The organism is Enterobacter sp. ECC-249, assembly GCF_043965265.1.
Taxonomy (GTDB): Bacteria; Pseudomonadota; Gammaproteobacteria; order Enterobacterales; family Enterobacteriaceae; genus Enterobacter; species Enterobacter quasiroggenkampii.
This window is the reverse complement of sequence record NZ_CP143660.1, coordinates 1,138,801-1,163,195: the sequence shown is the minus strand read 5'-3', so window position 1 is coordinate 1,163,195 and position 24,395 is coordinate 1,138,801. Positions and strand designations below refer to the sequence as shown.

Genomic DNA, 24,395 nt, shown 5'->3' with positions numbered 1-24,395 from the left:
TGGAGATAATCCTTCTGGTCCGTTTGGTGAAAAATAAGGAAAGGATGTGGCTAACCCTGGCAGCGAACACCCCGAGCACAGTGAAGAATCCAGCCTGAAAGAGAAAATCTTTCAGAGCGCCATCGCGCTGTTTGCCGAGTATGGATTGAACGGTGCCCGCATGGAGCAGATTGCGGAGAAAGCGGGTACCACCAAACGCATGGTGGTTTACCATTTTAAGAATAAAGAGAATCTCTATCTTCTGGTTCTGGAACATGTTTACACCCAGATTCGCGCCAGTGAAAAAGCACTAAGCCTGGCGGGAATGCCCCCCGTCGAAGCGATGGTCAACCTGGTTGAAGCCACCTTTGACTATCATGCCGACCACCCTGACTACATCCGAATTATCTGCATGGAAAACATGCAGCGCGGCCGCTTTATGCAGCAGTCGAGCTATCTTCGCCAGGTCAACCGCAGCGCGCTCGATCTGCTGGAGGAGATCCTGCGCCGGGGGAAAGAAAAACAGCTCTTCAGTGAGACGGTAGACGCCCGCGATCTTCATCGACTGATAAGCAGCTTCAGCTTTCACTACGTTGCCAACAGCTACACCTTTACGCTGCTGTTTGAAGAAGGCGCAAACGAACAGGCTCAGCGCCAGCACTACCGCAAAATGGCCGTTCAGGTGGCTCTCCGCTACACCTGCCCATAAAATTGCTTGCAATTAAATCGCACACTATCTATATTCATCTCATGAACGCGAAAACGAACGACGTAACCGCTGCGCTCAAGCTGGATAACCAGCTCTGTTTTGCTCTTTATTCGGCAAATCTGGCGCTTAATAAGCTGTACCGGCAACTGCTGGCACCGCTGAACCTGACTTACCCGCAATATCTGGTGATGCTGGTGCTGTGGGAGCAGGATGACGTCACGGTGTCGGATATCGGCGAACGCCTGTTTTTGGACTCTGCGACGCTGACGCCGCTGTTAAAACGGCTGGAAAGTGGCGGACTCATCAACCGTCACCGTTCACGCAAGGACGAACGTCAGGTCGCCGTCACCCTGAGTGAAGCAGGACGTGAACTTCAGCAGCAGGCATTGGGTATTCCCCATGCGGTGGGTTGCGCAGCACAGTGTGATACCGATACTTTGCTGGCACTCAAACAACAGCTCGAACTTTTGCGACAACAGCTACACCGCGCGTAAAGCTGCACTCTAACGCGTGATTATTACCCATATATATCGCACGCTATTTAATAGCGCACATTAAAGCAAGATGAGGAACCTGCCATGTCTTTAGAAAAAGTTGTTTATACCGCCAAAGCAAAAGCAACCGGTGGCCGTGACGGCCGCGCGACATCTTCCGATGGCGTACTGGACGTAAAACTGGGCGTGCCAAAAGAGATGGGCGGCATGGGCGGAGACGTGACGAACCCTGAGCAGCTGTTTGCCGCGGGCTACTCTGCCTGCTTCCTGGGCGCGATGAAGTTCGTGGCCGCACGCGACAAATTTACCCTGCCAAAAGATGCCTTTATTGAAGGCGAAGTGGGTATTGGCCCACTGCCAACCGGTTTTGGTATCGAAGCAAAACTGAACATCCACGTTGAGGGTATGGATCCTGCGGAAGCCAAAAAGCTGGTCGATGCGGCGCACATTGTTTGCCCGTACTCTAACGCAACCCGCGGCAACATCGACGTGACCCTGAATATCATCGCGTGATAACTGCCTGATGGCGCTGCGCTTAATCGGCCTATGACTGTAGTCCCGGTAAGCGCAGCGCCACCGGGGAAATCCCCTCCTTCCCTTTCCCTCTCTGTGCTACCATAAGCCCATATCACGCCCGTAGTAATCAGTAGAGTAAGCGTTATGTCCTCCAGAATTCTGACTACCAGCATTGCTGGCATCGATGCCTTTATGCGCGACCCACGCGGTGTGTTGACCCACGCCGAAGGCGGCACGGTTGCGGTTTTTGCCGACAACGCTCCGGCGTTTTACGCAATCACGCCGGAACGCCTGGCGCAGCTTCTGGAGATTGAAGCGCAACTGTCACGCCCGGCGAGCGATGTCACGCTGGACAGCCAGTTCTTTGATGAACCGGTTAACGTCCCCGTGACCGTCCCGATGGGCAAATTTGCCCTCTATGCGGGCTGGCAACCGGATGCGGATTTCCAGCGGCAGGCCGCGCTGTGGGGCATAGCGTTAACCCAACCGGCCACGGCGGAAGAGCTCGCCGCGTTTACCGCCTGGTGGCAGGCGGAAGGGAAAGTGTTCACCCACATTCAGTGGCAGCAAAAGCTCGCGCGTCATCTCCAGATTACCCGCGCTGGCAACAATGGGCAGCCAAAACGCGATATCAACGCGTTTTCAGAACCGGATAAACAAATCCCCAGCGGATTTCGAGGTGCGAAATGAAGAACGTCGGCGACCTGATGAAACGTCTGCAAAAAATGATGCCTGCCAACGTGAAGCCCGCGTTCACCACGGGTGAAGAGCTGCTGGCGTGGCAAAAAGAGCAAGGTGAGATTCGCGCCGCCGCGCTCGCCAGGGAAAACCGGGCGATGAAAATGCAGCGCACCTTTAACCGTTCCGGTATTCGTCCCCTGCACCAGAACTGCTCGTTCGATAACTATAAAATCGAGACCAACGGGCAGATGAACGCCCTTGCCGCCGCCCGTCAGTATGTGGATGAATTCGACGGCAATATCGCCAGCTTCATTTTTAGCGGCAAGCCGGGCACCGGCAAAAACCACCTTGCTGCCGCCATCTGCAACGAGCTGCTTCTGCGGGGTAAATCGGTTCTTATCATCACCGTGGCCGATATCATGTCCGCGATGAAAGACACCTTCAGCAACCGCGAAACCAGCGAAGAACAGCTGCTGAACGATCTGAGCAATGTCGATTTACTGGTTATCGACGAGATTGGCGTTCAGACGGAATCCCGCTATGAAAAGGTGATCATCAACCAGATTGTCGATCGCCGCTCCTCGTCCAAACGCCCTACCGGCATGCTGACGAACCACAACATCGACGAGATGACCCGCCTGCTGGGGGAACGCGTCATGGACCGCATGAAGCTGGGTAACAGTCTTTATGTCATCTTCGACTGGGAAAGTTACCGCAGCCGCGTTACCGGCAAAGAGTATTAAGACAGTTCCAGGAATCGCCGCCAGGGCATAGGTATATACTGGAACCCCTTCGGCCCAAAACGGACCTTTTTGAGAGAGCCATGATGAAAAAACAGATTCTAATCAGCACCTTTTTAGGCGCGCTGCTGATGACCGGCGCAGCGCAAGCCGCGTCCTGGCAGGAGTCCCTGTCAAGCGCAGCGAATGAGCTGACCAAAGAGAGCAGCAGCTCTCAGGGTGGACTCTCCGCCTCTTCCCTCACCAGCCTGCTGGGCAACAGCGGCCAGAGCCTTAGCGCGGGCACGATGAACAACGCGGCGGGGATTCTGGAATATTGCGCGAAGCAAAAGCTGGCCTCGGTGACCGACGCGCAAAACGTGAAAAACCAGGTGCTGGGTAAACTGGGTCTGGATACTCAGGAGCAGAAAGCGGACACCAACTATATGGACGGCATTCAGGGCCTGCTTAATGCGCAAAACGGCCAGCAGCTTAACCTGAGCACCCTTGGCAACTCTTCTCTGGCAAAACAGGTGAAAACCAAAGCCTGCGATCTGGTGCTGAAACAAGGCGTTAATTTCATCTCCTGATCCACCCCATTTTCTGCCACAACACGCCGCGTTTAATGCGATAGTCTTGCAGCGCGGCGCTAAACGAGCCTTTTTCCCACCTGCCACCGTCTCAGCGTCCGTTTGTCAGGATGTGTCCGTCTTCATAAAAACGATTTTCTAAACCAAATCCTAACAACAGCACACTTTCGTGACACTAAAATTGCAGCTTAACGACATCGCAATTACATTGTATGACCCAAAAAATAAACAGTTAGCCAGCGAAGCATCTGGCGTCACGAGGATATGCTGTTGTCTGAAATCATGTCTCTTATCCTTTTTCTGGCTTCTGTCGGCGTTTACGCCCTAAAAGCCGGCCGTCACACCTGGTGGTTTATCGCCACGCTGGTGGTGCTCGGCATTTTTATTATTTTAAACATTACCTTATACGCCAGCGATTACTTTACCGGTGACGGTATTAACGATGCGGTACTCTACACGCTGACGAACAGCCTGACGGGCGCGGGTGTGGGCAAGTACATTCTGCCGGGGCTCGGCCTTATCGTCGCGCTGGTGACGATTTTTGGCGCACTGGCCTGGGTGCTGCGTCGACGTCGCCATCATCCGCATCATCATGGCTACAGCCTGCTGGCGTTATTCCTGGCGCTGGCCTCCGTCGATGCCAGCCCGGCGTTCCATCAGATCACCGAGCTGGTGAAGTCCCAGTCGCGCGACGGCGATCCTGATTTCGCGGCTTACTACAAAGAACCGTCGAAAACGATCGCCAACCCGAAGCTCAATCTGGTCTACATATATGGTGAAAGCCTGGAACGGACGTACTTTGATAACGATGCGTTCCCGAACCTGACGCCGGACCTGGGTGCGCTGAAAAATGAAGGTCTCGATTTCAGCCACACCATGCAGCTGCCCGGTACGGATTACACGATTGCCGGGATGGTTGCCTCCCAGTGTGGTATCCCGCTGTTCGCGCCTTTTGAAGGTAACGCCTCAGCCTCGATGTCCACCTTCTTCCCGCAGAATATTTGCCTCGGCGATATCCTGAAAAACTCCGGCTACGAAAACTATTTTGTGCAGGGGGCAAACCTGCGCTTCGCCGGAAAAGATGTGTTCCTGAAATCCCACGGTTTTGATCACCTGTATGGCTCAGAAGAGTTAAAAACGACGGTTGCCGATCCGAGCTACCGCAATGACTGGGGCTTCTATGACGATACGGTACTCGACGAAACCTGGAAGAAATTCGAGGAACTTTCCCGCGCGGGCAAGCGTTTCTCCCTCTTTGCGCTGACGGTGGACACCCATCATCCGGACGGATTTGTCTCGCGCACCTGCAAGCGCAAAAGCTATGACGTTGATGGCAAAAACAACAAATCGTTCAGCGCCGTCACCTGCAGCCAGGAGCACATTGCCGCGCTGGTCGAGAAAATCAAAGCCTCGCCATATTTTAAAAACACCGTCATCGTCGTTTCGTCTGACCATCTGGCGATGAAAAACAGCGCCTGGGAGCAGCTCAACAAGCAGGATCGCAGCAATCTGTTCTTCGTCCTGCGCGGCGACCAGCCGCAGCAGGAGGAGATCGCCACCAAACGCAACTCCATGGATAACGGCGCCACCGTGCTGGACATTCTGGGCGGCGACAACTTTATTGGCCTTGGCCGCAGCACGCTGTCGGGGCAGTCCCTGTCGGAAGTGTTCCTCAACATGAAGGATAAAATCCTCGCCTGGAAGCCAGACATTATCCGCCTGTGGAACTTCCCGAAAGAGATGAAGGACTTCACAATCGATCGGGATAAAAACACCATTGCCTTCTCGGGCAGCAACTTCCGCCTGCCGCTGCTGGTACGCGTATCGGAGGGTCGCGTTGAGCCGCTGCCAGAAAGCGAATATTCCGCGCCGCTGCGCTATCAGCTGGCCGATTTCGCACCACGCGATAACTTCGTCTGGATTGATCGGTGCTACAAAATGGGCCAGCTCTGGTCGCAGCCGCTGGCGCTCTCTACCGACTGGTGCGTTTCTCAGGGCCAGCTCGGCGGGGAGCAAACCGTCCAGCACGTGGATAAGGCAAATTGGAAAGGCAAAACCGCGTTTAACGATACGGTGATTGATACCGCGCGCTATCAGCGTAACGTCGACATGCTGAAGATCGTCGACAACGATATTCGCTACAAAGCGGACAGCTTTATCTTTAACGTGGCCGGCGCGCCGGAAGAAGTGAAGCAGTTTAGCGGCATCTCGCGGCCGGAGTCCTGGGGGCGCTGGTCCAACGCGCAGTTGGGCAATGAGGTGAAAATTGAGTACACCCATCCCCTGCCGGAACAGTTCGACCTGGTAATCACCGCCAGGGCCTATGGGCCGAATGCTAACAAGCCCGTCCCCGTGCGCGTGGGGGATCGGGAGCAGACGTTAACGCTTGGAAAGGACGTGAGCACGCACACGCTGCATTTTGAGAATCCTTCGCGCAGCAATACCCTGGTGATCGTGCCGCCGGACCCGCAGTCCACGAACGAGGGGAACATCCTTGGGCACTCACCGCGTGAGCTCGGGATCGGCATGGTTGAAATCAAAATCGTCAGCAAAGCGGGCTAATACGCGTCGCGCCCGGCGTTCTGCCGGGCGCTTATGAAAATAAATAATCCTATATATCGCTTATAAATTAGATAAAAACACTTTATATAAGCCATTTTTATCTATAAATATCCCGCCAAAAACCAAATCCATAAAATGTGCAGCTCCTGAAGTCACCACGGAGCGTTACGCACTTTTATCATGCTAACCGGCTATAAGTTCGAATCCATCCGGGCACTGCGCAGTGAAAATGTGATTGCCTGGGAGGTATTGTCCACAGCAAAGCCCAACGTCAATCTTGAAGATTACTTTGGCTCAATGCCCGCGACGCAGCGTAAAGCGCACTTCTTTGCGCAGCTTCGTCACGCCATGTTTTGCAAGGATGGCGACAAGTATTATCTCAATGCGACATCGGATTTACTGCTGGAAACGGACTTCCTCGACAGGCTAAAAGAAGAAACCCCGTGCCCGGAGAGGCTGGCTATCGAGATCACCGATCTCCATACGATGGTCCAACTCGACGATACGCAAAGCCGGGTGCTGCAAAAATGCATCGCGACGCTCCATCAGTGGGGGATAGAAGTGTGGGCAGACGATGTCTGCGAAGACCTTCTTCCCGACCTTCTGACCAGCCAGATCCGCTTCTGCGGCATCAAAATTGACAAACATACCTTCTGGAACGGACGGACCGAGCAGGCGAAGTTTCTGCATCTCACCCGTCAGTGCAAGCGCGTCGCCAGCAAGGTGCTGATCGAAGGCATCGAAACCGCGGGTGATTTCGCGCTGGCCCGCGCCAGCGCGGCCGATTACGGCCAGGGCTATCTGTGGGGGAGAAAATGACCCCCTTCATTCCGAATGCTGGCTATCAGGTTATCGTTCTGAGCGGGAATACTTTTTTATGGCTTGGCCTCACGTCGATAATCTCGATGTCTGTTACCCCTCGCCCGGAGATGTATTGGATCAATGACGTTAATCCGGAAGGGCTTTTGCGCCTGCAGGAACGGCTGCTCAATACGCACGTCGGAGAGAACTGGCTGGTATTTACGGATGCCGGGCGAGTCTGCGACGTTCACGCCTGTCTGCGCAACGAGCAGGTTCGAGTCGTCGCGGACAACCTCTCTTTTGCACAGCTAAGCCACTGTTTTAGCGACACGACATTCGCCTTCGAAAACGCCGCCACGCTCTCGTATCAGGAGAAGCGGGTTTGCATGTTGCTCCATAAAGGGTTCAGTCCGGTTCGCATCGCAAAAATTATGAATAAGTCCCCTAAAACGATCTACACCCACAAGCGTAACGCGATGAACAAATTTTGCTGCCACAGCCTGGCGGAATTTTATCGAAAACTCTGCCTGCTCGACGCTCAGTCATTCTCTTTGTAATTGCACTGTTACTCACGTCAGGAAATAAGATCATGAAAATTATCACCACTGCCGTATGCTGTTCCGCCCTCCTGCTTCCTGCTGCCGCGATTGCCGCAGACAGTACAGCAAGCGCGACGATGCACGTATCACTTGAGGTCGTGAAGTCATGCACCCTCAAAGCCAACGACCTCAACTTCTCGCGTCACGGCTCCGATGAGTCGAGCGAAATCCAGGCCAAAACGCAGGTCGACATCGTCTGTACCAACGGCACGCCTTTCACCCTCACCGCCACCAGCAACGACGGCGAAAACGGTACCTTCTGGCTGAAGCCGGAAAACGGCGAAACGGGCGCGCAGAAGATTGCGTGGAAACTCTTTGCCGACGAAGGCAAGCAGACGCAAATCACCGGCACGAATGGCCTGGACGATACCGGCAACGGTGCGGAACAGGAGGAAACGCTGTATGGCGTCATTGACGCCGGGGCCCTGACAACCGCCCAGGCCGGTGCCTACAGCGACGATATCACGTTAAAACTGGAGTACTGATCGTGCGTCGCTACCTTCCCTGCTTCATTCTGTGGCTCATGATGCTGGCGCTGCTGTCGCGCTACGCGCTGGCCGCCACGCTTCAGGTGGCCCCGGTAACGCTCGACCTGCAGAGCGATCAGCGGGCAGCGGCGGTCTATCTCACTAACAGTGGGAAAGCGGCCATCCATGCGCAGATTCGGGTTTACGAATGGACGCAAAAAAACGATAAAGATGTTCTGGTGGCCACCGGGGAGGTGGTCAGCAGCCCGGCGATGACATCACTGGCGCCGGGCCAGCAGCAGCTGGTGCGCATTATCGTCATGCAGCCCGGCATCCGTGCACAGGAACAAAGTTACCGGCTGGTTATTGACGAACTGCCGGACGCCGCGTCCCGTGCCGCCAACCCCTCCGCGGTGCACTTCCTGCTGCGCTACTCGATTCCGGTGTTTATTGCCGGGAACCAGAACGCGCCCGTCAGCCACGATGCCCTGAGCTGTGAGCAGGCAGACATACCGGCCACCCTCCGCTGCTTTAACGCTGGAAACCGCCACATCCGCCTGAGCCACCTTGAGGCCCTGACGGCCGATGGGCAGGTTGTAGGGTCGATTAAAGGCCTGGCGGGCTATGTGCTCCCGGGACACACCGCCCTTTTATCGCTCAAGCAGCCCTCACGACACGCGCTCAGCACGCTGCGCGTCTATCTCAATGATGACCACCATGCCAGCCAGATACCCTTGCGCCCGCTCGCTTCTCGCGCTCCTGTTTTGGCTACCGCTCATGCTGTCAGCCCGGACTGAACCCGCCGACACCGTACAATGGCTGGCCATTACCGTGAACCACGCCCCGCGAGGCGAGCTCTGGGCCTGCCGGGTGGTGGATAATGCGCTATGGATAAGCCGCAGCGACATGAAAAAGCTGGGGCTTCACGCCCCGGACGATCGAACCGAGTGGGTTGAGCTGAACTCCCTGCCAGGCCTGAAGGTCAATCTCGACGTGCTTTCCCAGCAGGTGTCGATTACCGCAGAGGCAGAGGCGCTCGAGGGCCAGCAGCATCTGACCGTCTCAAGGCCCACGCCGATGTACCGCTATCCTGATGCGCAGCCCGTCAGCGCGTATACGCTCGGATACGCGCTCTACGCCAGCGACGCGCAGGGGAAGCGCCAGCTTAACGCCCAGACCATGCTGACCGCCTCCGGAGGGCTGCCCGGAACGTTCAGCAGCAGTTTTTCAAGCCATGCCGGGGAGGAAAACAGCGCCGGTCGACCGACCCACACCCGTCTCGAAACCCGCTGGCAGTGGGACAATACCGACTCGCTGACCACGCTGGCGCTGGGCGACAGCGTCACCACCGGCACCCGCTGGAGCCGACAGGTGCGCTTTGGCGGGCTCCACTGGGCACGTAACTTTGAGCTCAATCCCCAGCTCAATACCGAACCGCGTAGCCGCTACAGCGACACGGCCGTGCTGCCTTCCACGGTCGATTTGTATATCGACGGCCTTAAGCAGAGCAGCCAGCGCGTCACGCCGGGGGACTTTCTGCTGGATACCCTGCCCTCCTTCACCGGAAGCGGGCAGGCGCAGGTCGTCATTACCGATATCAACGGCCAGCGTCGCACCGTACAGCTCGATCTCTACGGCGCGCCGGGCATGCTGGCGGAAGGGCTCAGCAGCGGCTCGCTGGACATTGGCTGGATGCGGGAAAACTACGCCCTGCACTCCGACGACTATGCCGCCTCGCCGCTGCTGGACGCGGGCTGGCGCTATGGGGTGAATAATCACCTGACGCTGGCGCTGCATACGGAACAGCAGCGCAGGCTGCGCAACGTGGGCACGGGCGCTGACTGGCTGGTCTCTCCTGCCGTAGGGGTGGTCAGTCAGCACGTTGCCGTGAGCGACAGCCCTTACGGTCGGGGCGTTCAGTGGGGGCTCGGCTGGCAGTGGAACGGCAGAGGAACGGGCATTTCAGCCAGCACCGTCCGTGCCGAGGCGGATTTCGCCGACAACGCCCGCATGAGCGGTGCCGCGCCCGTCAGACGCAGCGACAGCGTGTGGGTAAGCCAGTCCGTCCCCCACTTCGGCACCGTGGGCGCGGGCTGGGTACAGCAGAACATTCAGGGCAGTACAGAGCGCTATCTCAACGCCTCATGGTCGGTGTCGCTGCCGGCACACATCTCCTCCACGCTAAGCTATACCCGCTCGTTTACGGATGCGTCGAGTCACGTTCAGCTGCTGCTTTCCGTCCCATTGGGTCGCGAGGACACGCTCTCCGTTCAGGCCAGCCGGGATACGCCGCGCATGGATTACCGTCACCAGCCGGACGACGAGACCGGCGGCTGGTCATGGGAGCTGGGCCAGGGCTTTGGCGAACGACGTGAAAGATATGCGGACGTAGGCTATCTGGGCCGAGCGGGCGAATGGCACGTTGGGCTGCAGCAAGGTGCCAGCCAGGGCAACCAGTACGCCTCCGCCGAAGGCAGCCTGACGCTGCTGGACGGCAGCCTGCACGCGCTGCGCTACATCCAGCAGGGCATGGCGCTGGTGTCCACGCACGGCGTTGGGCACGTACCGGTGATGCTGGAAAACCGCCCGGCCGGTGAAACGGATGAGGACGGTTATCTCCTGCTGACCGACCTGCCGCGTTACCACAACAGCAAAGTCAGCATTAACCCGCTCGACCTGCCTGCCGATGTGATCGCCCCCGTCACCGACATGCATGCCAGGCCGGGCAACAGCAGCGCGGTGAAGGTCGATTTCAACGTCCATCACGCCGTCACGGTTCAGGCCCGGCTGGTCGACAGCCGCCGCAGGCCGCTCCCGCTGGGCAGCGTCGTGTCAACGCCGCAGGGCGCCACCATCGTTGGACGCGACGGCTTTATCTGGCTTGAAGATCCGCCTCTGCCGGGTGAACTGGTGGTGAAAACTGGTGAGGGAGAGTGCCGGGTCACGCTTCCGGCGCCCCGTACCGCGTCATCTATACAGAATATCGGAGAACAATTGTGTCATTAAGAGCGCCGTTATTATTGCTGCTCGTCCTGTCCGTGAAGGCGATGGCGGCAGCCTGCTGGATAACCTCCATGCCCGCCATTAACTTTGGCAACGTCGTGGCGGGCAATACCACCTCCGTCAACACCGAGGTCAAATTTAGCTGCCAGGCCGACAACGAGGGCAGGACGGAATATCTCAACGTCTGTCTGAGCAGCGTAGACGCCCCGCCCTTTGAGATGATCTCGCCGGGGGATCAGGAGGGGAAACAGTACACCCTCCTCTTCCGCCTGCTTAACGGCGCAGCGCGATCTCAGGAGCTGGGGCCTGCCAGCAGCGGGAACTTGATTCAGCAAACCCTGGCCGCGGAAAGCAATGCCAACGTCAGCGGTACCTTTCCGCTTATCGCCACCATTCCGGCAGGGCAAAGCCAGCTTCCGGCCTACCACTATTACAACTACAACATGAATCTGCGCATCGCCTGGCACAGCGCCCTGCGTCAGGATGCCCTGCAAAACTGCTCGGACGGTTCGGCAGAGGGGGAGCAGGTGCAGGGCGGCACCAGCGCGCAGGCCGAAATCAGCCAGGGATGCTACATCGAGCGCGTGACGCCCCTTAACTTCGGCACCCTGACCAGCACCGCTACCCTGCGCCCGACGCGATCTACCGCCACCCTTACCACACGCTGTCCGGCCGGAACCGCGTTCACCCTTGCCATGGGCAAAGGCAACCATGCCAGCGGTAACCAGCGGCAGCTCTGCAACAGCGAGGGCCAGTGCCTGCGCTACGGGCTCTGGCAGGATGAGGCGGCCACGCAACGCTGGGGAGATCAAAGCAGCGGCGATGCGCTGCAGGTCACGAATCCCGAAGGCGGCACCCAGAACTACACCGTATACGGCGAGGTTCCGGCGCAGCCGCTAACCGGTACCGGGGAATTTATTGATGACGTGATTATCACGCTGACTTATTAAACCACCCAAAATCCTGTCTGGATCAATGTTATCGGTAACAGTGGCGTTAAAATAGCCAGCAGTGCTGCCCGGAAGGTGTAAACCTTCTCTTTTTATTCGTTATCTCTGTTTTTATTACAAGAACTTATGAAATACCTGCTTGCTGACGCCATCGTCTATAACGACGAGGACGGATCTGTTTCTCTTATCAATGCGCCGGATGAGGATGCGCAGCTCCTCACCTGTACGGCCAATACCATCATGAGGCTGCTGGTTCAGCATCATGGGAACGTGGTTGAACGGGAAACCTTTCTCCAGGAAGTTTGGGATCGCCGAGGGCTCCAGGGGTCTAACAACTCCTTAAACCAGTACATCAGCATTCTGCGCAAGATGCTGGCGACCCTGCTTCCCGACGAGCTCTTTATCGTTACCGTACCGAAAACGGGCTTTATGCTCAGCGCGGACGTCACGGTCACTCCGCTGGAGGAGGCCCCGCCGACCGCCGAAACGGCAAAACCTGCATGGCGCGTTCGTCCGGAATGGCTGTTCTGCGGCGCGCTCACGCTGTTCGTCGTTGCGCTATGCCTCTGGATCGCGCTGATCAAGCCAGAAAATTCACAGAGGGAGATCCATCTGCTGACGCATATCGGCACCTGTCCGGTCTACACCTTTACGCCGCTGGCGGACGTGTTTCACGGGAAGGCGATTACGCTGGCGCAAACGCTTCAGAAGGACGGCCATCTTCCGTGCCTGAAAAACTCGATTTTCTACATGCACATTCAGAGAACGCTGTTCTACGGCCACGAAGGGCGGCTGGTGCTCTCCCAATGCTCCCTCACGCAGGGTAAAGCCAGCGCCTGTCGTACGCTTTACTATTACGAGTGGTGATATGAGACACAAAAAAATTTGGCTAATTCTGATCCTCAACCTGCTGCTGCTCGGCACCGTGCTGGCATGGTACTTTCACACGCCCCCGCTGTCGGTGGCCTGCGACGGAAACCTGACCTTCTCCGACCGGCGCGACAGCCACGATTTCACCTTTGACGGTGAGATCATTATGCGTTTTCATCCCGACAAAACGGGGTACATCACGGTTAACGGCAATGTAGTGAATGCCCCGCGAAGCTGGGAGGTTTCCCGCCAGGAGATGTTTAAATGGCGTCACGTGGAAGGCGAACTGTATGAGATCGTTATTCAAAAAGTGGAGCGTTTTAGCCATGACGCCATGCCGCCCGGGGTCTTTGAAAAATACGTTGCCGGCCTGACGCTGGGCAATAAAAGGCTTCTGACGATCGAACGCACGCCGGAAGACGCGCTGGTGATCAGCAATTTCTATTCGCCGGTGCTGATCTGCTCGGAATAATGTCGACGGGTCAGGCTATACTTGCCGCCATGAATATTCGCATTCGCCCCACCACCCTCAAAGACGTTGCCGCCCTGTCCGCCATTGAACGCGCGGCGGCCGGGCGCTTCCGTGACGTCCCGGAACTCGCCTGGCTTGCCGATGGCGAGGTCATTTCCGCTGAGCAACACCTCGGCTATGTCGAACGCGGGCTAAGCTGGCTGGCGCTGGCGAACGACCAGCCCGTCGGGTTTATCCTTGCTGAAACCCATCCGTCATCGCTGTTTATTGTCGAACTCTCGGTTGATCTGAACTGGCAGGGAAAAGGGATCGGCAGGCAGCTCATCGCCCGCGTGGCAGACCATGCGCGTAACAGGGGGCTGACAGCGCTGACGTTGACGACGTTCAGGGACGTCCCGTGGAATGCGCCGTTCTATGCGCGGCTGGGGTTTGAAAAAATGACGACGCTGACGCCTGAACTGCGTCAGAAAAGGGAAGAAGAGACAGCGCACGGTTTCGCGTATGAAACGCGCTGCGCCATGCGCCTGCCTCTGTAATATCGCCCGGTGGCGCTGCGCTTACCGGGCCTACAAAACCCTGAACCGTAGGCCGGGTAAGGCGCAGCCGCCACCCGGCACAACCACGAACCGTAGGCCGGGTAAGGCGCAGCCGTCACCCGGCAAAACCACGAACCGTAGGCCGGGTAAGGCGTAGCCGTCACCCGGCAAAACCACGAACCGTAGGCCGGGTAAGGCGTAGCCGTCACCCGGCAAAACCACGAACCGTAGGTCGGGTAAGGCGTAGCCGTCACCCGGCAAAACCACGAACCGTAGGCCGGGTAAGGCGTAGCCGTCACCCGGCAAAACCACGAACCGTAGGTCGGGTAAGGCGTAGCCGTCACCCGGCAAAACCACGAACCGTAGGCCGGGTAAGGCGTAGCCGTCACCCGGCACAACACACGGCGTTAAAAGGTTTCCCAGTTATCACCTGCATCAGCGGTAACCGTTTTACGCGCCAACGCCGGTGCTGCAACGGTTTTCGCAGAAGCGAATTCGCGGGCTTTCATCTGCTCCTGCTGAATGCGGAACACCGCCACGGCCTGAGTCAGACGGCTTGCCTGCTCTTCCAGTGCGGCTGCCGCTGCGGCAGATTCCTCTACCAGCGAGGCGTTCTGCTGGGTCACGCGATCCATCTCTGCCACCGCCAGACCAACCTGGTCGATACCGCGGCTCTGCTCGTCAGACGCAGAGGCGATTTCACCCATGATGTCCGTGACGCGGGTAACCGCATTCACGATCTCACCCATGGTTTCACCGGCGCTTTCGACCAGCGTTGAACCCACTTCCACGCGACCCACGGAGTCTTCAATCAGGCTCTTGATCTCGCGTGCCGCCTGGGCGCTGCGCTGGGCCAGGTTACGCACTTCACCTGCTACCACCGCAAAACCGCGGCCCTGCTCGCCCGCACGCGCCGCTTCTACCGCCGCGTTCAGTGCCAGGATGTTGGTCTGGAAAGCAATGCCGTCGATCACGCTGATAATGTCGGCAATTTTCTGCGAACTGCCCGCGATATCGCGCATGGTCTGCACCACGTTATCCACCACTTTGCCGCCTTTCTGCGCGGTTTCGGAGGCGCTCAGGGCAAGATGGCTCGCCTGACGGGCGTTTTCGGCGTTCTGCTTAACGGTCGCCGTCAGCTGCTCCATGCTGGCAGCTGTCTCTTCCAGGGAAGCGGCCTGCTGTTCAGTACGGGAGGAGAGGTCGTTATTGCCCATCGCAATTTCGCTCGCGCCGCTGTAGATAGCGTTCGCGCCGTTACGCACGTCGCCAACGGTACGCACCAGCTCGCCCTGCATATGGCGCAGCGAGTCGGCCAGTTCACCCATCTCGTTGGTGCCCTGAACCTCAATGCGCTTCACCAGGTCGCCGCTGGCGATATGGCGAATGTTGTCGATCAGACGATTCAGCGGAGAAATCAGCGTCTGCTTGATGTTCAGCCAGACGGCCACGATCACCACCAGCACGGCAATCAGGACGCTGATCAGCACCCAGATAGCCTGGCTGAAGGAGCTGTTGCTGTCTTCAACCGCCGTTTGATAAAGCTTGTCGTTCTGCTGCAGGTAGCTCACGTACTGCTTCTCAAAACCGTCCTGATAGCTCTGGGTCGGCTGGTCGAAGAAGGCGTTGATTTTGCCCGCGCCCAGCAGCTGAATCAGCTCCGCCAGCGCACCGTGGTAAATATCATAGTTACGCTTGATCTCCATGGCATCCGCATCGCTTTGACGCGGATCGCGCGGCAGGGCTTCGTAGGCAGCCCAGTTTTTTTCCGCCTGTTTCAGAGACGCAGAGGCAATTTGCATCAAATCGTTCACGGTCGCGCCGCTGCCGATATTGCTCTGATCCATCATGTAGCGGATACCCGCGCGGTTCAGGGTATTACGGGTTTGCAGCAACGCTACCCAGCTGGCGTTCAGCGTGGATTGTTGCTGGCGAATGGTTTGCAGGACGGTGAAATTCTCTTTGTCATTCTTAAGGGCATTAAAGAAAAGACCACCGGATGTGAGTTGTAAAAGGCCAAATATCGCTAAAACCAGCATTAAGCTGGTGACAATCTTGATACGGTTTAACATGTTTTCTCTTTCCTCAGACAGATACAGAATTTTCGGCCTGGAAAGGGAAAACTTTACGAAATTCATCCTGGAATTTGTGGTTTTTACTCTTCTTCCCGCGCTGCGTTATGCCGGTTTCCGAGTTCAATAAACTCTTCCAGCAGCGCCGTTAGCTGTTTCATCTTCTCCGGCGTGTACTCCGCCTCAATTTGCTGATACGCCTCTTCGACCTGCGCCTGGGCGTGTTCATACAGCGCATTCCCCTCTTTGGTCAGCGACACGTACAGCTTGCGCTGGTCGTTCACCGGCTTTAAGCGCAGCACCAGGCCGTCACGCTCCATGCGCGTCAAAATGCCCGTCAGGCTCGGGCGCAGGATGCAGGTGCGAAACGCCAGATCGTGAAAATCCATCGACGGATGTTCAGCCAGCACGCGCACGATGCGCCACTGCTGCTCGGTCAGGTTATGGCGCTTCACGATCGGGCGGAAGTACGACATTGCCGCTTCCCGCGCCTGCAGCAGCGCGATGGTTAATGAATCATGCATAGCTTCTCCCCGCTAGTCATTAACAAGTAAACAATCACCAAAAGATGCTTTTATAAACAACATGTTTTCCGTCAAAAAGTCTAACAGAAACCATTCATTTTTATTAACCAACTGATTTAAATATAAATAAAAACCAATATGTAAATTTATTGTTATTCATATCACAAATTTTTCACTTCTGATTGCGAAATAAACAGCAAAAGCATAAAACCAGATCATTAACATATTAACGAAATCATAACCCGTACTAACGGGATGAGGAGTATATGAATGAAAGGTACCGTTTTTGCCGTCGCTCTCAACCATCGAAGCCAGCGCGAAGCCTGGCGCGAGGCGTTTGAAAAAGCCCCCTACAACACGCCACCGAAAACGGCGGTGTGGTTTATCAAACCGCATAATACGGTGATCCGTGCAGGCGACCCCATTCCGTTCCCGCAGGGGGAAACGGTGCTGAGCGGCGCCACGGTGGCGCTGGTGGTGGGCAAAACCGCGAGCAAAGTGCGCGTCGAGGACGCCGCCGCGTACATTGCGGGATACGCGCTCGCCAACGAGGTGAGCCTGCCGGAAGAGAGCTTCTACCGCCCGGCCATCAAGGCCAAATGCCGGGACGGATTTTGCCCGCTGGGCGAACTTGCCGCCGTTGATAACGTGGATAACCTGACGATCATCACCGAGATTAACGGCCGCGAAGCGGACCACTGGAACACCGCCGATCTGCAGCGCAGCGCCGCCGAACTGCTGAGCGCCCTGAGCGAGTTCGCCACCCTTAATCCCGGCGACGCGATATTGCTCGGTACCCCGCACAGCCGCGTTGAGATCCGTCCGGGCGATCGGGTGCGTATCCTGGCGGAAGGCTTCCCGCCGCTGGAAAACCCGGTGGTGGATGAGCGCGACGTCGCTAGCACGCACCGCACGCCGCCGCACGCCACGCTGTTTGCCCTCGGTCTGAACTATGCCGATCACGCCAGCGAGCTGGACTTCAAGCCGCCCACCGAGCCGCTGGTCTTTATCAAAGCGCCGAACACCTTCAACGGCGACAACCAGACATCGGTGCGCCCGAACAACGTCGAGTACATGCACTATGAAGCGGAGCTGGTGGTGGTCATCGGCAAAACAGCCCGTAAGGTGAGCGAAGCCGAGGCGATGGACTATGTTGCGGGCTATACGGTCTGCAACGACTACGCCATCCGCGACTACCTGGAAAACTACTACCGCCCGAACCTGCGGGTGAAAAGCCGCGACGGGCTGACCCCCATTTCCCCAAACGTCGTGCCAAAAGAGGCCATTCCCGACCCGCACAACCTCGCCCTGCGCACCTTCGTCAACGGCGAGCTGCGCCAGGAAGGCACCACGGCGGATCTGATCTTCAGCATCCCGTTCCTGATTGCGTACCTGAGTGATTTTATGACCCTGCAGCCGGGCGACATGATTGCCACCGGCACGCCGAAGGGGCTGTCCGACGTGGTGCCGGGCGATGAAGTGGTGGTGGAAGTCGAAGGCGTTGGACGCCTGGTGAACCGAATTGTGAGTGAGGAGACGGCAAAATGAAAAAGATTAACCACTGGATCAACGGTAAAAACGTCGCGGGAAGCGAGTACTTCCACACCACCAACCCGGCCTCCGGCGAGGTATTAGCGGAAGTCGCCTCCGGCGGCGAAGCTGAAATTCACCAGGCCGTCGCCGCCGCCAAAGAGGCGTTCCCGAAGTGGGCCAACCTGCCGATGAAGGAGCGCGCGCGCCTGATGCGTCGTCTGGGCGATCTGATCGACCAGAACGTGCCGGAGATCGCCGCCATGGAAACCGCCGATACCGGGCTGCCAATCCACCAGACCAAAAACGTGCTGATCCCGCGCGCCTCGCACAACTTCGAATTTTTCGCCGAAGTGTGCCAACAGATGAACGGCAAAACCTACCCGGTCGACGACAAGATGCTCAACTACACCCTGGTGCAGCCGGTGGGCGTCTGCGCGCTGGTGTCGCCGTGGAACGTGCCGTTTATGACCGCCACCTGGAAGGTCGCGCCCTGTCTGGCGTTAGGTAATACCGCAGTACTGAAGATGTCCGAGCTCTCCCCGCTGACCGCTGACCGTCTGGGCGAACTGGCGCTGGAGGCGGGCATTCCGGCGGGCGTACTCAATGTGGTGCAGGGCTACGGCGCGACGGCAGGCGACGCGCTGGTGCGCCATCACGACGTGCGCGCCGTCTCCTTCACCGGCGGCACCGCCACCGGGCGCAACATCATGAAAAACGCCGGGCTGAAGAAGTACTCCATGGAGCTGGGCGGCAAATCCCCGGTACTGATTTTTGAGGATGCCGACATCGAGCGCGCGCTGGACGCCGCCCTGTTCACCATCTTCTCCATCAACGGCGAGCGCTGCACCGCGGGCTCGCGCATCTTTATCCAGCAGAGCATCTACCCGGAATTCGTCAAGCGTTTTGCCGAACGCGCCAACCGCCTGCGCGTGGGCGACCCGACCGATCCGAACACCCAGATTGGCGCACTCATCAGCAAGCAGCACTGGGAAAAAGTCTCCGGCTACATCCGCCTCGGCATTGAAGAGGGGGCAACCCTGCTGGCAGGCGGCCCGGACAAACCGACCGACCTGCCTGCCCACCTGAAAGGCGGCAACTTCCTGCGCCCGACCGTGCTGGCGGATGTTGATAACCGCATGCGCGTGGCGCAGGAGGAGATCTTCGGGCCAGTGGCCTGCCTGCTGCCGTTCAAGGACGAAGCGGAAGGGCTGCGCCTGGCCAACGACGTGGAGTACGGCCTGGCGTCGTACATCTGGACCCAGGACGTCAGCAAAGTGCTCCGTCTGGCGCGCAATATCGAAGCGGGCATGGTGTTCGTGAACACCCAGAACGTGCGCGATCTGCGCCAGCCGTTTGGCGGCGTGAAGGCCTCCGGCACCGGCCGCGAGGGCGGCGAGTACAGCTTCGAGGTGTTCGCGGAGATGAAGAACGTCTGCATCTCCATGGGCGACCATCCGATTCCAAAGTGGGGGATCTAAAAATGGGTAAATTAGCGTTAGCGGCAAAAATCACCCACGTGCCGTCGATGTACCTCTCCGAGCTGCCGGGCAAAAACCACGGCTGCCGCCAGGGCGCCATCGACGGACACAAAGAGATCAGCAAGCGCTGCCGCGAGCTGGGCGTCGATACCATTATCGTCTTCGATACCCACTGGCTGGTGAACAGCGCGTACCACATCAACTGTGCGGACCATTTTGCGGGCGTCTACACCAGCAACGAGCTGCCGCACTTTATCCGCGACATGACCTACGACTACGACGGCAACCCGGAACTCGGCCAGCTGATTGCCGACGAGGCGGTGAAGCTTGGTGTGCGCGCCAAAGCGCACAACATTCCGAGCCTGAAGCTCGAGTACGGCACGCTGGTGCCGATGCGCTACATGAACGCGGATAAGCACTTCAAAGTGGTCTCCATCTCGGCGTTCTGCACGGTTCACGACTTCGCCGACAGCCGCAGGCTGGGCGAGGCCATCGTCAGCGCCATTGAGAAATACGACGGCACCGTGGCGGTGCTCGCTAGCGGCTCGCTGTCGCACCGCTTTATCGACGATCAGCGCGCCGAGGAAGGGATGAACAGCTACACCCGCGAGTTCGACCGCCAGATGGACGAGCGCGTGGTGAAGCTGTGGCGCGAGGGCCAGTTCAAAGAATTCTGCAGCATGCTGCCGGAGTACGCCAACTACTGCTACGGCGAGGGCAACATGCACGACACGGTGATGCTGCTGGGCATGCTCGGCTGGGACAAATACGACGGCAAGGTGGAGTTTCTCACCGAGCTGTTCGCCAGCTCCGGCACCGGCCAGGTCAACGCCGTTTTCCCGCTGCCCGCCTAAGGAGCCACCATGCCGCACTTTATTGCTGAATGTACCGACAACATCCGCCAGCAGGCCGACCTGCCGGGGCTATTCGCCAAAGTGAACGAGGCGCTCGCCGCCACGGGCATCTTCCCGCTCGGCGGTATCCGCAGCCGCGCCCACTGGCTGGACACCTGGCAGATGGCCGACGGCAAGCACGATTACGCCTTTGTCCATATGACGCTGAAGATTGGCGCGGGGCGCAGCCTCGAGAGCCGGGAAGCCGTGGGGGAGATGCTGTTTGGGCTAATCAAAACGCACTTCGCGGAGCTGATGGCGAGCCGCTACCTGGCGCTGTCGTTTGAGCTCGACGAGCTGCACCCGACGCTCAATTACAAACAGAACAACGTGCACGCATTGTTTAAGTAGCCGTCTGCTTGCCCGGTGGCGCTGCGCTTACCGGGCCTACAACGGCCCCGAACGTAGGCCGGGTAAGCGCAGCGCCACCCGGCGACAACAGCACGACCAGTCCCCTCGCCCCTATGGGGAGAGGGTTAGGGTGAGGGGAAATCGCTGCGGCCTGATGCCCTCACCCCGACCCTCTCCCACAGGGAGAGGGAGAAAAAAACCGAACCGTAGGCCGGGTAAGCGCAGCGCCACCCGGCGACAACAGCACGGCCAGTCCCCTCGCCCCTATGGGGAGAGGGTTAGGGTGAGGGGAAATCGCTGCGGCCTGATGCCCTCACCCCGACCCTCTCCCACAGGGAGAGGGAGAAAAAACCGAACCGTAGGCCGGGTAAGCGCAGCGCCACCCGGCGACAACAGCACGACCAGTCCCCTCACCCCTATGGGGAGAGGGTTAGGGTGAGGGGAAATCGCTGCGGCCTGATGCCCTCACCCCGGCCCTCTCCCACGGGGAGAGGGAGAAAAAACCGAACCGTAGGCCGGGTAAGCGCAGCGCCACCCGGCGACAACAGCACGGCCAGTCCCCTCGCCCCTATGGGGAGAGGGAGAAAACAATACAACAGGATATCGCCATGCTCGATAAACACACCCATACCCTGATCGCCCATCGTCTGCATCAGGCGGAACAGTCCCGGGAGCAGATCCGCGCGATCTCGCTGGACTATCCGGAGATCACCATTGAAGACGCCTACGCCGTCCAGCGCGAATGGGTCAGCCTGAAAATTGCCGAAGGCCGCGTGCTGAAAGGCCACAAGATCGGCCTCACCTCCAAAGCGATGCAGGCCAGCTCGCAAATCAGCGAGCCGGACTACGGTGCGCTGCTGGACGACATGTTCTTCCATGACGGCAGCGACATTCCCGTCGATCGCTTCATCGTTCCGCGCATTGAAGTGGAGCTGGCCTTCGTGCTTGCAAAACCGCTGCGCGGCCCAAACTGCACGATCTTCGACGTCTATAACGCCACGGATTACGTCATCCCCGCGCTGGAGCTGATCGACGCCCGCTGCCACAACGTTGACCCGGAGACCCAGCGTCCGCGCAAGGTCTTCGACACCATCTCCGATAACGCCGCCAACGCGGGCGTGATCCTCGGCGGCCGTCCTATCAAACCCGACGAGCTGGATCTGCGCTGGATCTCCGCCCTGCTCTACCGCAACGGCGTGATCGAAGAGACCGGCGTGGCCGCAGGCGTGCTTAACCACCCGGCCAACGGCGTGGCGTGGCTGGCGAACAAGCTTGCGCCATACGACGTGCAGCTTGAGCCTGGCCAGATCGTTCTCGGCGGCTCGTTTACCCGCCCGGTGCCCGCCAGCAGAGGCGACACCTTCCACGTCGACTACGGCAACATGGGCTCCATCAGCTGCCGCTTTGTTTAGGAGAGCACGATGCAAAACGCATTTAAAGCGGCGCTGGAAGCAGGCCGTCCGCAAATTGGGCTATGGCTGGGGCTGACCAGCAGCTACAGCGCCGAGCTGCTGGCCGGAGCAGGCTTTGACTGGCTGCTGATCGACGGCGAGCACGCGCCGAACAGCGTGCAGACCGTCTTAACCCAGCTGCAGGCCATCGCCCCTTATCCGAGCCAGCCGGTGGTGCGCCCGTCGTGGAACGACCCGGTGCAGATCAAACAACTGCTGGACGTGGGCGCGCAAACCCTGCTGGTGCCGATGGTGCAAAACGCCGACGAAGCGCGGCTGGCGGTACGCGCCACCCGCTACCCGCCTGCGGGCATTCGCGGCGTCGGCAGCGCCCTGGCGCGCGCGTCGCGCTGGAACCGCGTTCCCGACTACCTGCAGCAGGCCAACGACGCCATGTGCGTGCTGGTGCAGATTGAAACTCGCGAGGCATTGAAAAACCTGCCGCAGATTCTGGACGTAGAAGGCGTCGACGGCGTGTTTATCGGCCCGGCGGATCTGAGCGCCGACATGGGCTTTGCCGGCAATCCGCAGCACCCTGAGGTGCAGGCCGCCATTGAGCAGGCGATCGCGCAGATACGCGCTGCCGGTAAAGCCCCCGGCATCCTGATGGCGAATGAAACGCTGGCAAAACGCTACCTTGAACTCGGCGCGCTGTTTGTTGCCGTCGGGGTCGACACTACCCTGCTTGCCCGCGGCGCGGAAGCGCTGGCGGCACGCTTTATCGAAACACCGGTTACGTCAGTTCATAACAATAAATCCGTCTACTAAACGTAAGATCTGGAGCGCACCATGACGACCTCTACCCTGCAAACCCATGATAATAAAGCTGTTGAACATCGCGTCATTCATAAGCTGTTCCGACGCCTGATCGTTTTTCTCTTTATCCTGTTTGTCTTCTCGTTCCTCGATCGCATCAACATCGGCTTCGCCGGGCTGACGATGGGTAAAGATCTGGGCCTCACGTCAACCATGTTTGGCCTGGCCGCGACGCTGTTTTACGTCACCTACGTGCTGTGCGGGATCCCGAGCAACATCATGCTGGCGAAGATCGGCGCGCGCCGCTGGATCGCCGGGATCATGGTGGTGTGGGGTATTGCCTCTACCTGCACCATGTTCGCCACCAGCCCCGAAACCCTTTACGTCCTTCGCATGCTGGTGGGCATTGCCGAAGCCGGTTTCCTGCCGGGTATTCTGGTCTATCTCACCTGGTGGTTCCCGGCCTATCACCGCGCCCGCGCCAACGCGCTGTTTATGATCGCCATGCCGGTGACCATGATGCTCGGCTCGATCCTCTCCGGGTACATTCTGGCGATGGACGGACTGTGGAACCTCAAAGGATGGCAGTGGCTGTTCCTGCTGGAAGGGCTGCCGTCGGTGGTGCTTGGCGTGGTGACCTGGTTTTACCTCAACGACACGCCGGATCAGGCCACCTGGCTGGACGATGACGAGAAGCAGGCGCTGAAAACCATGATCGCCCGCGAGCAGGAAGTTGCCATTGCCCAATCCGTCACGCCGCGTTCGACGCTGCGCGAGGTACTTACCCCGGCGGTGCTGCTCTACACGCTGGCCTACTTCTGCCTGACCAACACGCTGAGCGCGATCAACATCTGGACGCCGCAGATCCTGCAAAGCTTCAACACGGGAAGCAGCAATATCGTCATCGGCCTGCTGGCGGCGATCCCGCAGTTCTGCACCATCCTCGGGATGATCTGGTGGAGCCGCCGTTCCGACAGGCTGAAAGAGCGAAAAAAGCACACCATCCTGCCGTACCTGTTCGCCGCGGCGGGATGGATGCTGGCCTCCGCGACCGATCACAGCCTGATCCAGCTGCTTGGCATCATCATGGCCTCAACCGGATCGTTCACCGCCATGGCGATATTCTGGACCACACCGGATCGGGTTATTAGTCTGCAGTCCCGCGCGGTGGCGCTGGCGGTGATCAACGCTATCGGCAACGTCGGATCCGCCGTCAGCCCGCTGCTGATTGGGATCCTGCGCGACGCGACCGGCAGCTTCAGCTCGGGGCTGTGGTTTGTGGCCGGGCTGCTGGTGATCGGCGCGCTGGTGCTGACGCGCATTCCGATGACGCAGCGCGAAAGCCTTGAACGCGAGCCGGGCATCGCGGCGCAGAAGATCCACTAGGGA

At 58.6% G+C, this 24,395-nt stretch carries 25 protein-coding genes; 23 read left to right on the top strand and 2 right to left on the bottom strand.

The genetic code is table 11. The features are described from left to right. Nucleotides 1-46 precede the first annotated feature (46 nt). The 16 genes from V1587_RS05610 (at nt 47) to V1587_RS05535 (ending at nt 13,948) form a co-directional block, all read left to right on the top strand. On the top strand, nt 47-688 hold the full coding sequence (locus tag V1587_RS05610) for a TetR family transcriptional regulator (RefSeq protein WP_395314529.1): 642 nt from the start codon (nt 47-49) through the stop codon (nt 686-688). 41 nt (nt 689-729) lie between these two features. Beyond that, complete coding sequence (locus V1587_RS05605) at nt 730-1,182, top strand: MarR family winged helix-turn-helix transcriptional regulator (protein ID WP_371899470.1); 453 nt, start codon at nt 730-732, stop codon at nt 1,180-1,182. Between the two features lie 84 nt (nt 1,183-1,266). Then, nucleotides 1,267-1,695, top strand: coding sequence for an organic hydroperoxide resistance protein (locus V1587_RS05600; protein ID WP_008502092.1), 429 nt, complete (start codon nt 1,267-1,269; stop codon nt 1,693-1,695). A 147-nt stretch (nt 1,696-1,842) separates the two neighbouring features. Further along, the gene (dnaT, locus tag V1587_RS05595) at nt 1,843-2,388 is read left to right on the top strand and encodes a primosomal protein DnaT (protein WP_371899469.1); all 546 of its coding nucleotides are present in this window, start codon (nt 1,843-1,845) and stop codon (nt 2,386-2,388) included. Beyond that, nucleotides 2,385-3,122: a DNA replication protein DnaC gene (gene dnaC / locus V1587_RS05590; RefSeq protein WP_013095461.1), complete on the top strand. Its 738-nt coding sequence runs from the start codon at nt 2,385-2,387 to the stop codon at nt 3,120-3,122. The genes dnaT and dnaC overlap by 4 nt, the downstream gene beginning before the upstream one ends. An 83-nt stretch (nt 3,123-3,205) precedes the next feature. Continuing rightward, nucleotides 3,206-3,688 (top strand): DUF2501 domain-containing protein, encoded by a 483-nt coding sequence (locus V1587_RS05585; protein WP_371899468.1) that lies wholly within the window; start codon nt 3,206-3,208, stop codon nt 3,686-3,688. A 270-nt stretch (nt 3,689-3,958) separates the two neighbouring features. Beyond that, nucleotides 3,959-6,250: a phosphatidylglycerol--membrane-oligosaccharide glycerophosphotransferase gene (gene opgB, locus V1587_RS05580; protein WP_371899467.1), complete on the top strand. Its 2,292-nt coding sequence runs from the start codon at nt 3,959-3,961 to the stop codon at nt 6,248-6,250. Nucleotides 6,251-6,430: 180 nt separating this feature from the next. Next, on the top strand, nt 6,431-7,069 hold the full coding sequence (locus V1587_RS05575; protein ID WP_371899466.1) for an EAL domain-containing protein: 639 nt from the start codon (nt 6,431-6,433) through the stop codon (nt 7,067-7,069). Next, complete coding sequence (locus V1587_RS05570; protein ID WP_371899465.1) at nt 7,066-7,608, top strand: helix-turn-helix transcriptional regulator; 543 nt, start codon at nt 7,066-7,068, stop codon at nt 7,606-7,608. The genes V1587_RS05575 and V1587_RS05570 overlap by 4 nt, the downstream gene beginning before the upstream one ends. Nucleotides 7,609-7,640: 32 nt before the next feature. After that, complete coding sequence (locus tag V1587_RS05565) at nt 7,641-8,135, top strand: spore coat U domain-containing protein (RefSeq protein WP_371899464.1); 495 nt, start codon at nt 7,641-7,643, stop codon at nt 8,133-8,135. A 2-nt stretch (nt 8,136-8,137) separates the two neighbouring features. Continuing rightward, a complete protein-coding gene (locus tag V1587_RS05560) occupies nt 8,138-8,914 on the top strand; it encodes a molecular chaperone (RefSeq protein WP_371899463.1) in 777 nt (258 codons plus the stop codon). Then, nucleotides 8,835-11,123, top strand: a complete 2,289-nt coding sequence (locus V1587_RS05555) for a fimbria/pilus outer membrane usher protein (RefSeq protein WP_371899462.1) — start codon at nt 8,835-8,837, stop codon at nt 11,121-11,123. Before V1587_RS05560 ends, V1587_RS05555 begins: the two co-directional genes overlap by 80 nt. After that, on the top strand, nt 11,114-12,070 hold the full coding sequence (locus V1587_RS05550) for a spore coat U domain-containing protein (protein ID WP_252077600.1): 957 nt from the start codon (nt 11,114-11,116) through the stop codon (nt 12,068-12,070). Before V1587_RS05555 ends, V1587_RS05550 begins: the two co-directional genes overlap by 10 nt. 126 nt (nt 12,071-12,196) lie before the next feature. Further along, entirely contained in the window at nt 12,197-12,937 is a 741-nt protein-coding gene (locus tag V1587_RS05545) for a transcriptional regulator (protein WP_371899461.1), read from the top strand. Between the two features lies 1 nt (nt 12,938). Next, nucleotides 12,939-13,412 carry a hypothetical protein gene (locus V1587_RS05540; RefSeq protein ID WP_371899460.1) on the top strand — a complete coding sequence of 158 codons (474 nt, stop codon included), beginning with the start codon at nt 12,939-12,941 and terminating at the stop codon, nt 13,410-13,412. A gap of 29 nt (nt 13,413-13,441) precedes the next feature. Continuing rightward, nucleotides 13,442-13,948 (top strand): GNAT family N-acetyltransferase, encoded by a 507-nt coding sequence (locus V1587_RS05535; protein WP_371899459.1) that lies wholly within the window; start codon nt 13,442-13,444, stop codon nt 13,946-13,948. 407 nt (nt 13,949-14,355) lie between these two features. Here the strand turns inward: V1587_RS05535 and tsr are convergent, their stop codons facing one another. Together tsr and hpaR are read right to left on the bottom strand one after the other, a co-directional pair. Then, nucleotides 14,356-16,020, bottom strand: a complete 1,665-nt coding sequence (gene tsr / locus V1587_RS05530; protein ID WP_395314528.1) for a methyl-accepting chemotaxis protein — start codon at nt 16,018-16,020, stop codon at nt 14,356-14,358. Nucleotides 16,021-16,103: 83 nt separating this feature from the next. After that, nucleotides 16,104-16,544 carry a homoprotocatechuate degradation operon regulator HpaR gene (gene hpaR / locus V1587_RS05525; RefSeq protein ID WP_023334396.1) on the bottom strand — a complete coding sequence of 147 codons (441 nt, stop codon included), beginning with the start codon at nt 16,542-16,544 and terminating at the stop codon, nt 16,104-16,106. Between the two features lie 270 nt (nt 16,545-16,814). Here hpaR and hpaG point away from each other — a divergent pair, with 270 nt between their 5' ends. From hpaG to hpaX, 7 genes are all read left to right on the top strand, one after another. Beyond that, nucleotides 16,815-18,092: a 4-hydroxyphenylacetate degradation bifunctional isomerase/decarboxylase gene (gene hpaG, locus V1587_RS05520; RefSeq protein WP_395314527.1), complete on the top strand. Its 1,278-nt coding sequence runs from the start codon at nt 16,815-16,817 to the stop codon at nt 18,090-18,092. Next, nucleotides 18,089-19,555: a 5-carboxymethyl-2-hydroxymuconate semialdehyde dehydrogenase gene (gene hpaE / locus V1587_RS05515; protein WP_202770920.1), complete on the top strand. Its 1,467-nt coding sequence runs from the start codon at nt 18,089-18,091 to the stop codon at nt 19,553-19,555. The genes hpaG and hpaE overlap by 4 nt, the downstream gene beginning before the upstream one ends. 2 nt (nt 19,556-19,557) lie before the next feature. Then, entirely contained in the window at nt 19,558-20,409 is an 852-nt protein-coding gene (gene hpaD / locus V1587_RS05510; RefSeq protein WP_395314526.1) for a 3,4-dihydroxyphenylacetate 2,3-dioxygenase, read from the top strand. A gap of 9 nt (nt 20,410-20,418) precedes the next feature. Further along, entirely contained in the window at nt 20,419-20,799 is a 381-nt protein-coding gene (locus tag V1587_RS05505; RefSeq protein WP_395314525.1) for a 5-carboxymethyl-2-hydroxymuconate Delta-isomerase, read from the top strand. Between the two features lie 608 nt (nt 20,800-21,407). After that, on the top strand, nt 21,408-22,211 hold the full coding sequence (gene hpaH, locus V1587_RS05500) for a 2-oxo-hept-4-ene-1,7-dioate hydratase (protein ID WP_370884201.1): 804 nt from the start codon (nt 21,408-21,410) through the stop codon (nt 22,209-22,211). A 9-nt stretch (nt 22,212-22,220) separates the two neighbouring features. Then, nucleotides 22,221-23,018, top strand: coding sequence for a 4-hydroxy-2-oxoheptanedioate aldolase (hpaI, locus tag V1587_RS05495; RefSeq protein ID WP_371899896.1), 798 nt, complete (start codon nt 22,221-22,223; stop codon nt 23,016-23,018). A 21-nt stretch (nt 23,019-23,039) separates the two neighbouring features. Beyond that, entirely contained in the window at nt 23,040-24,392 is a 1,353-nt protein-coding gene (gene hpaX / locus V1587_RS05490; RefSeq protein ID WP_371899897.1) for a 4-hydroxyphenylacetate permease, read from the top strand. Nucleotides 24,393-24,395 lie beyond the last annotated feature (3 nt).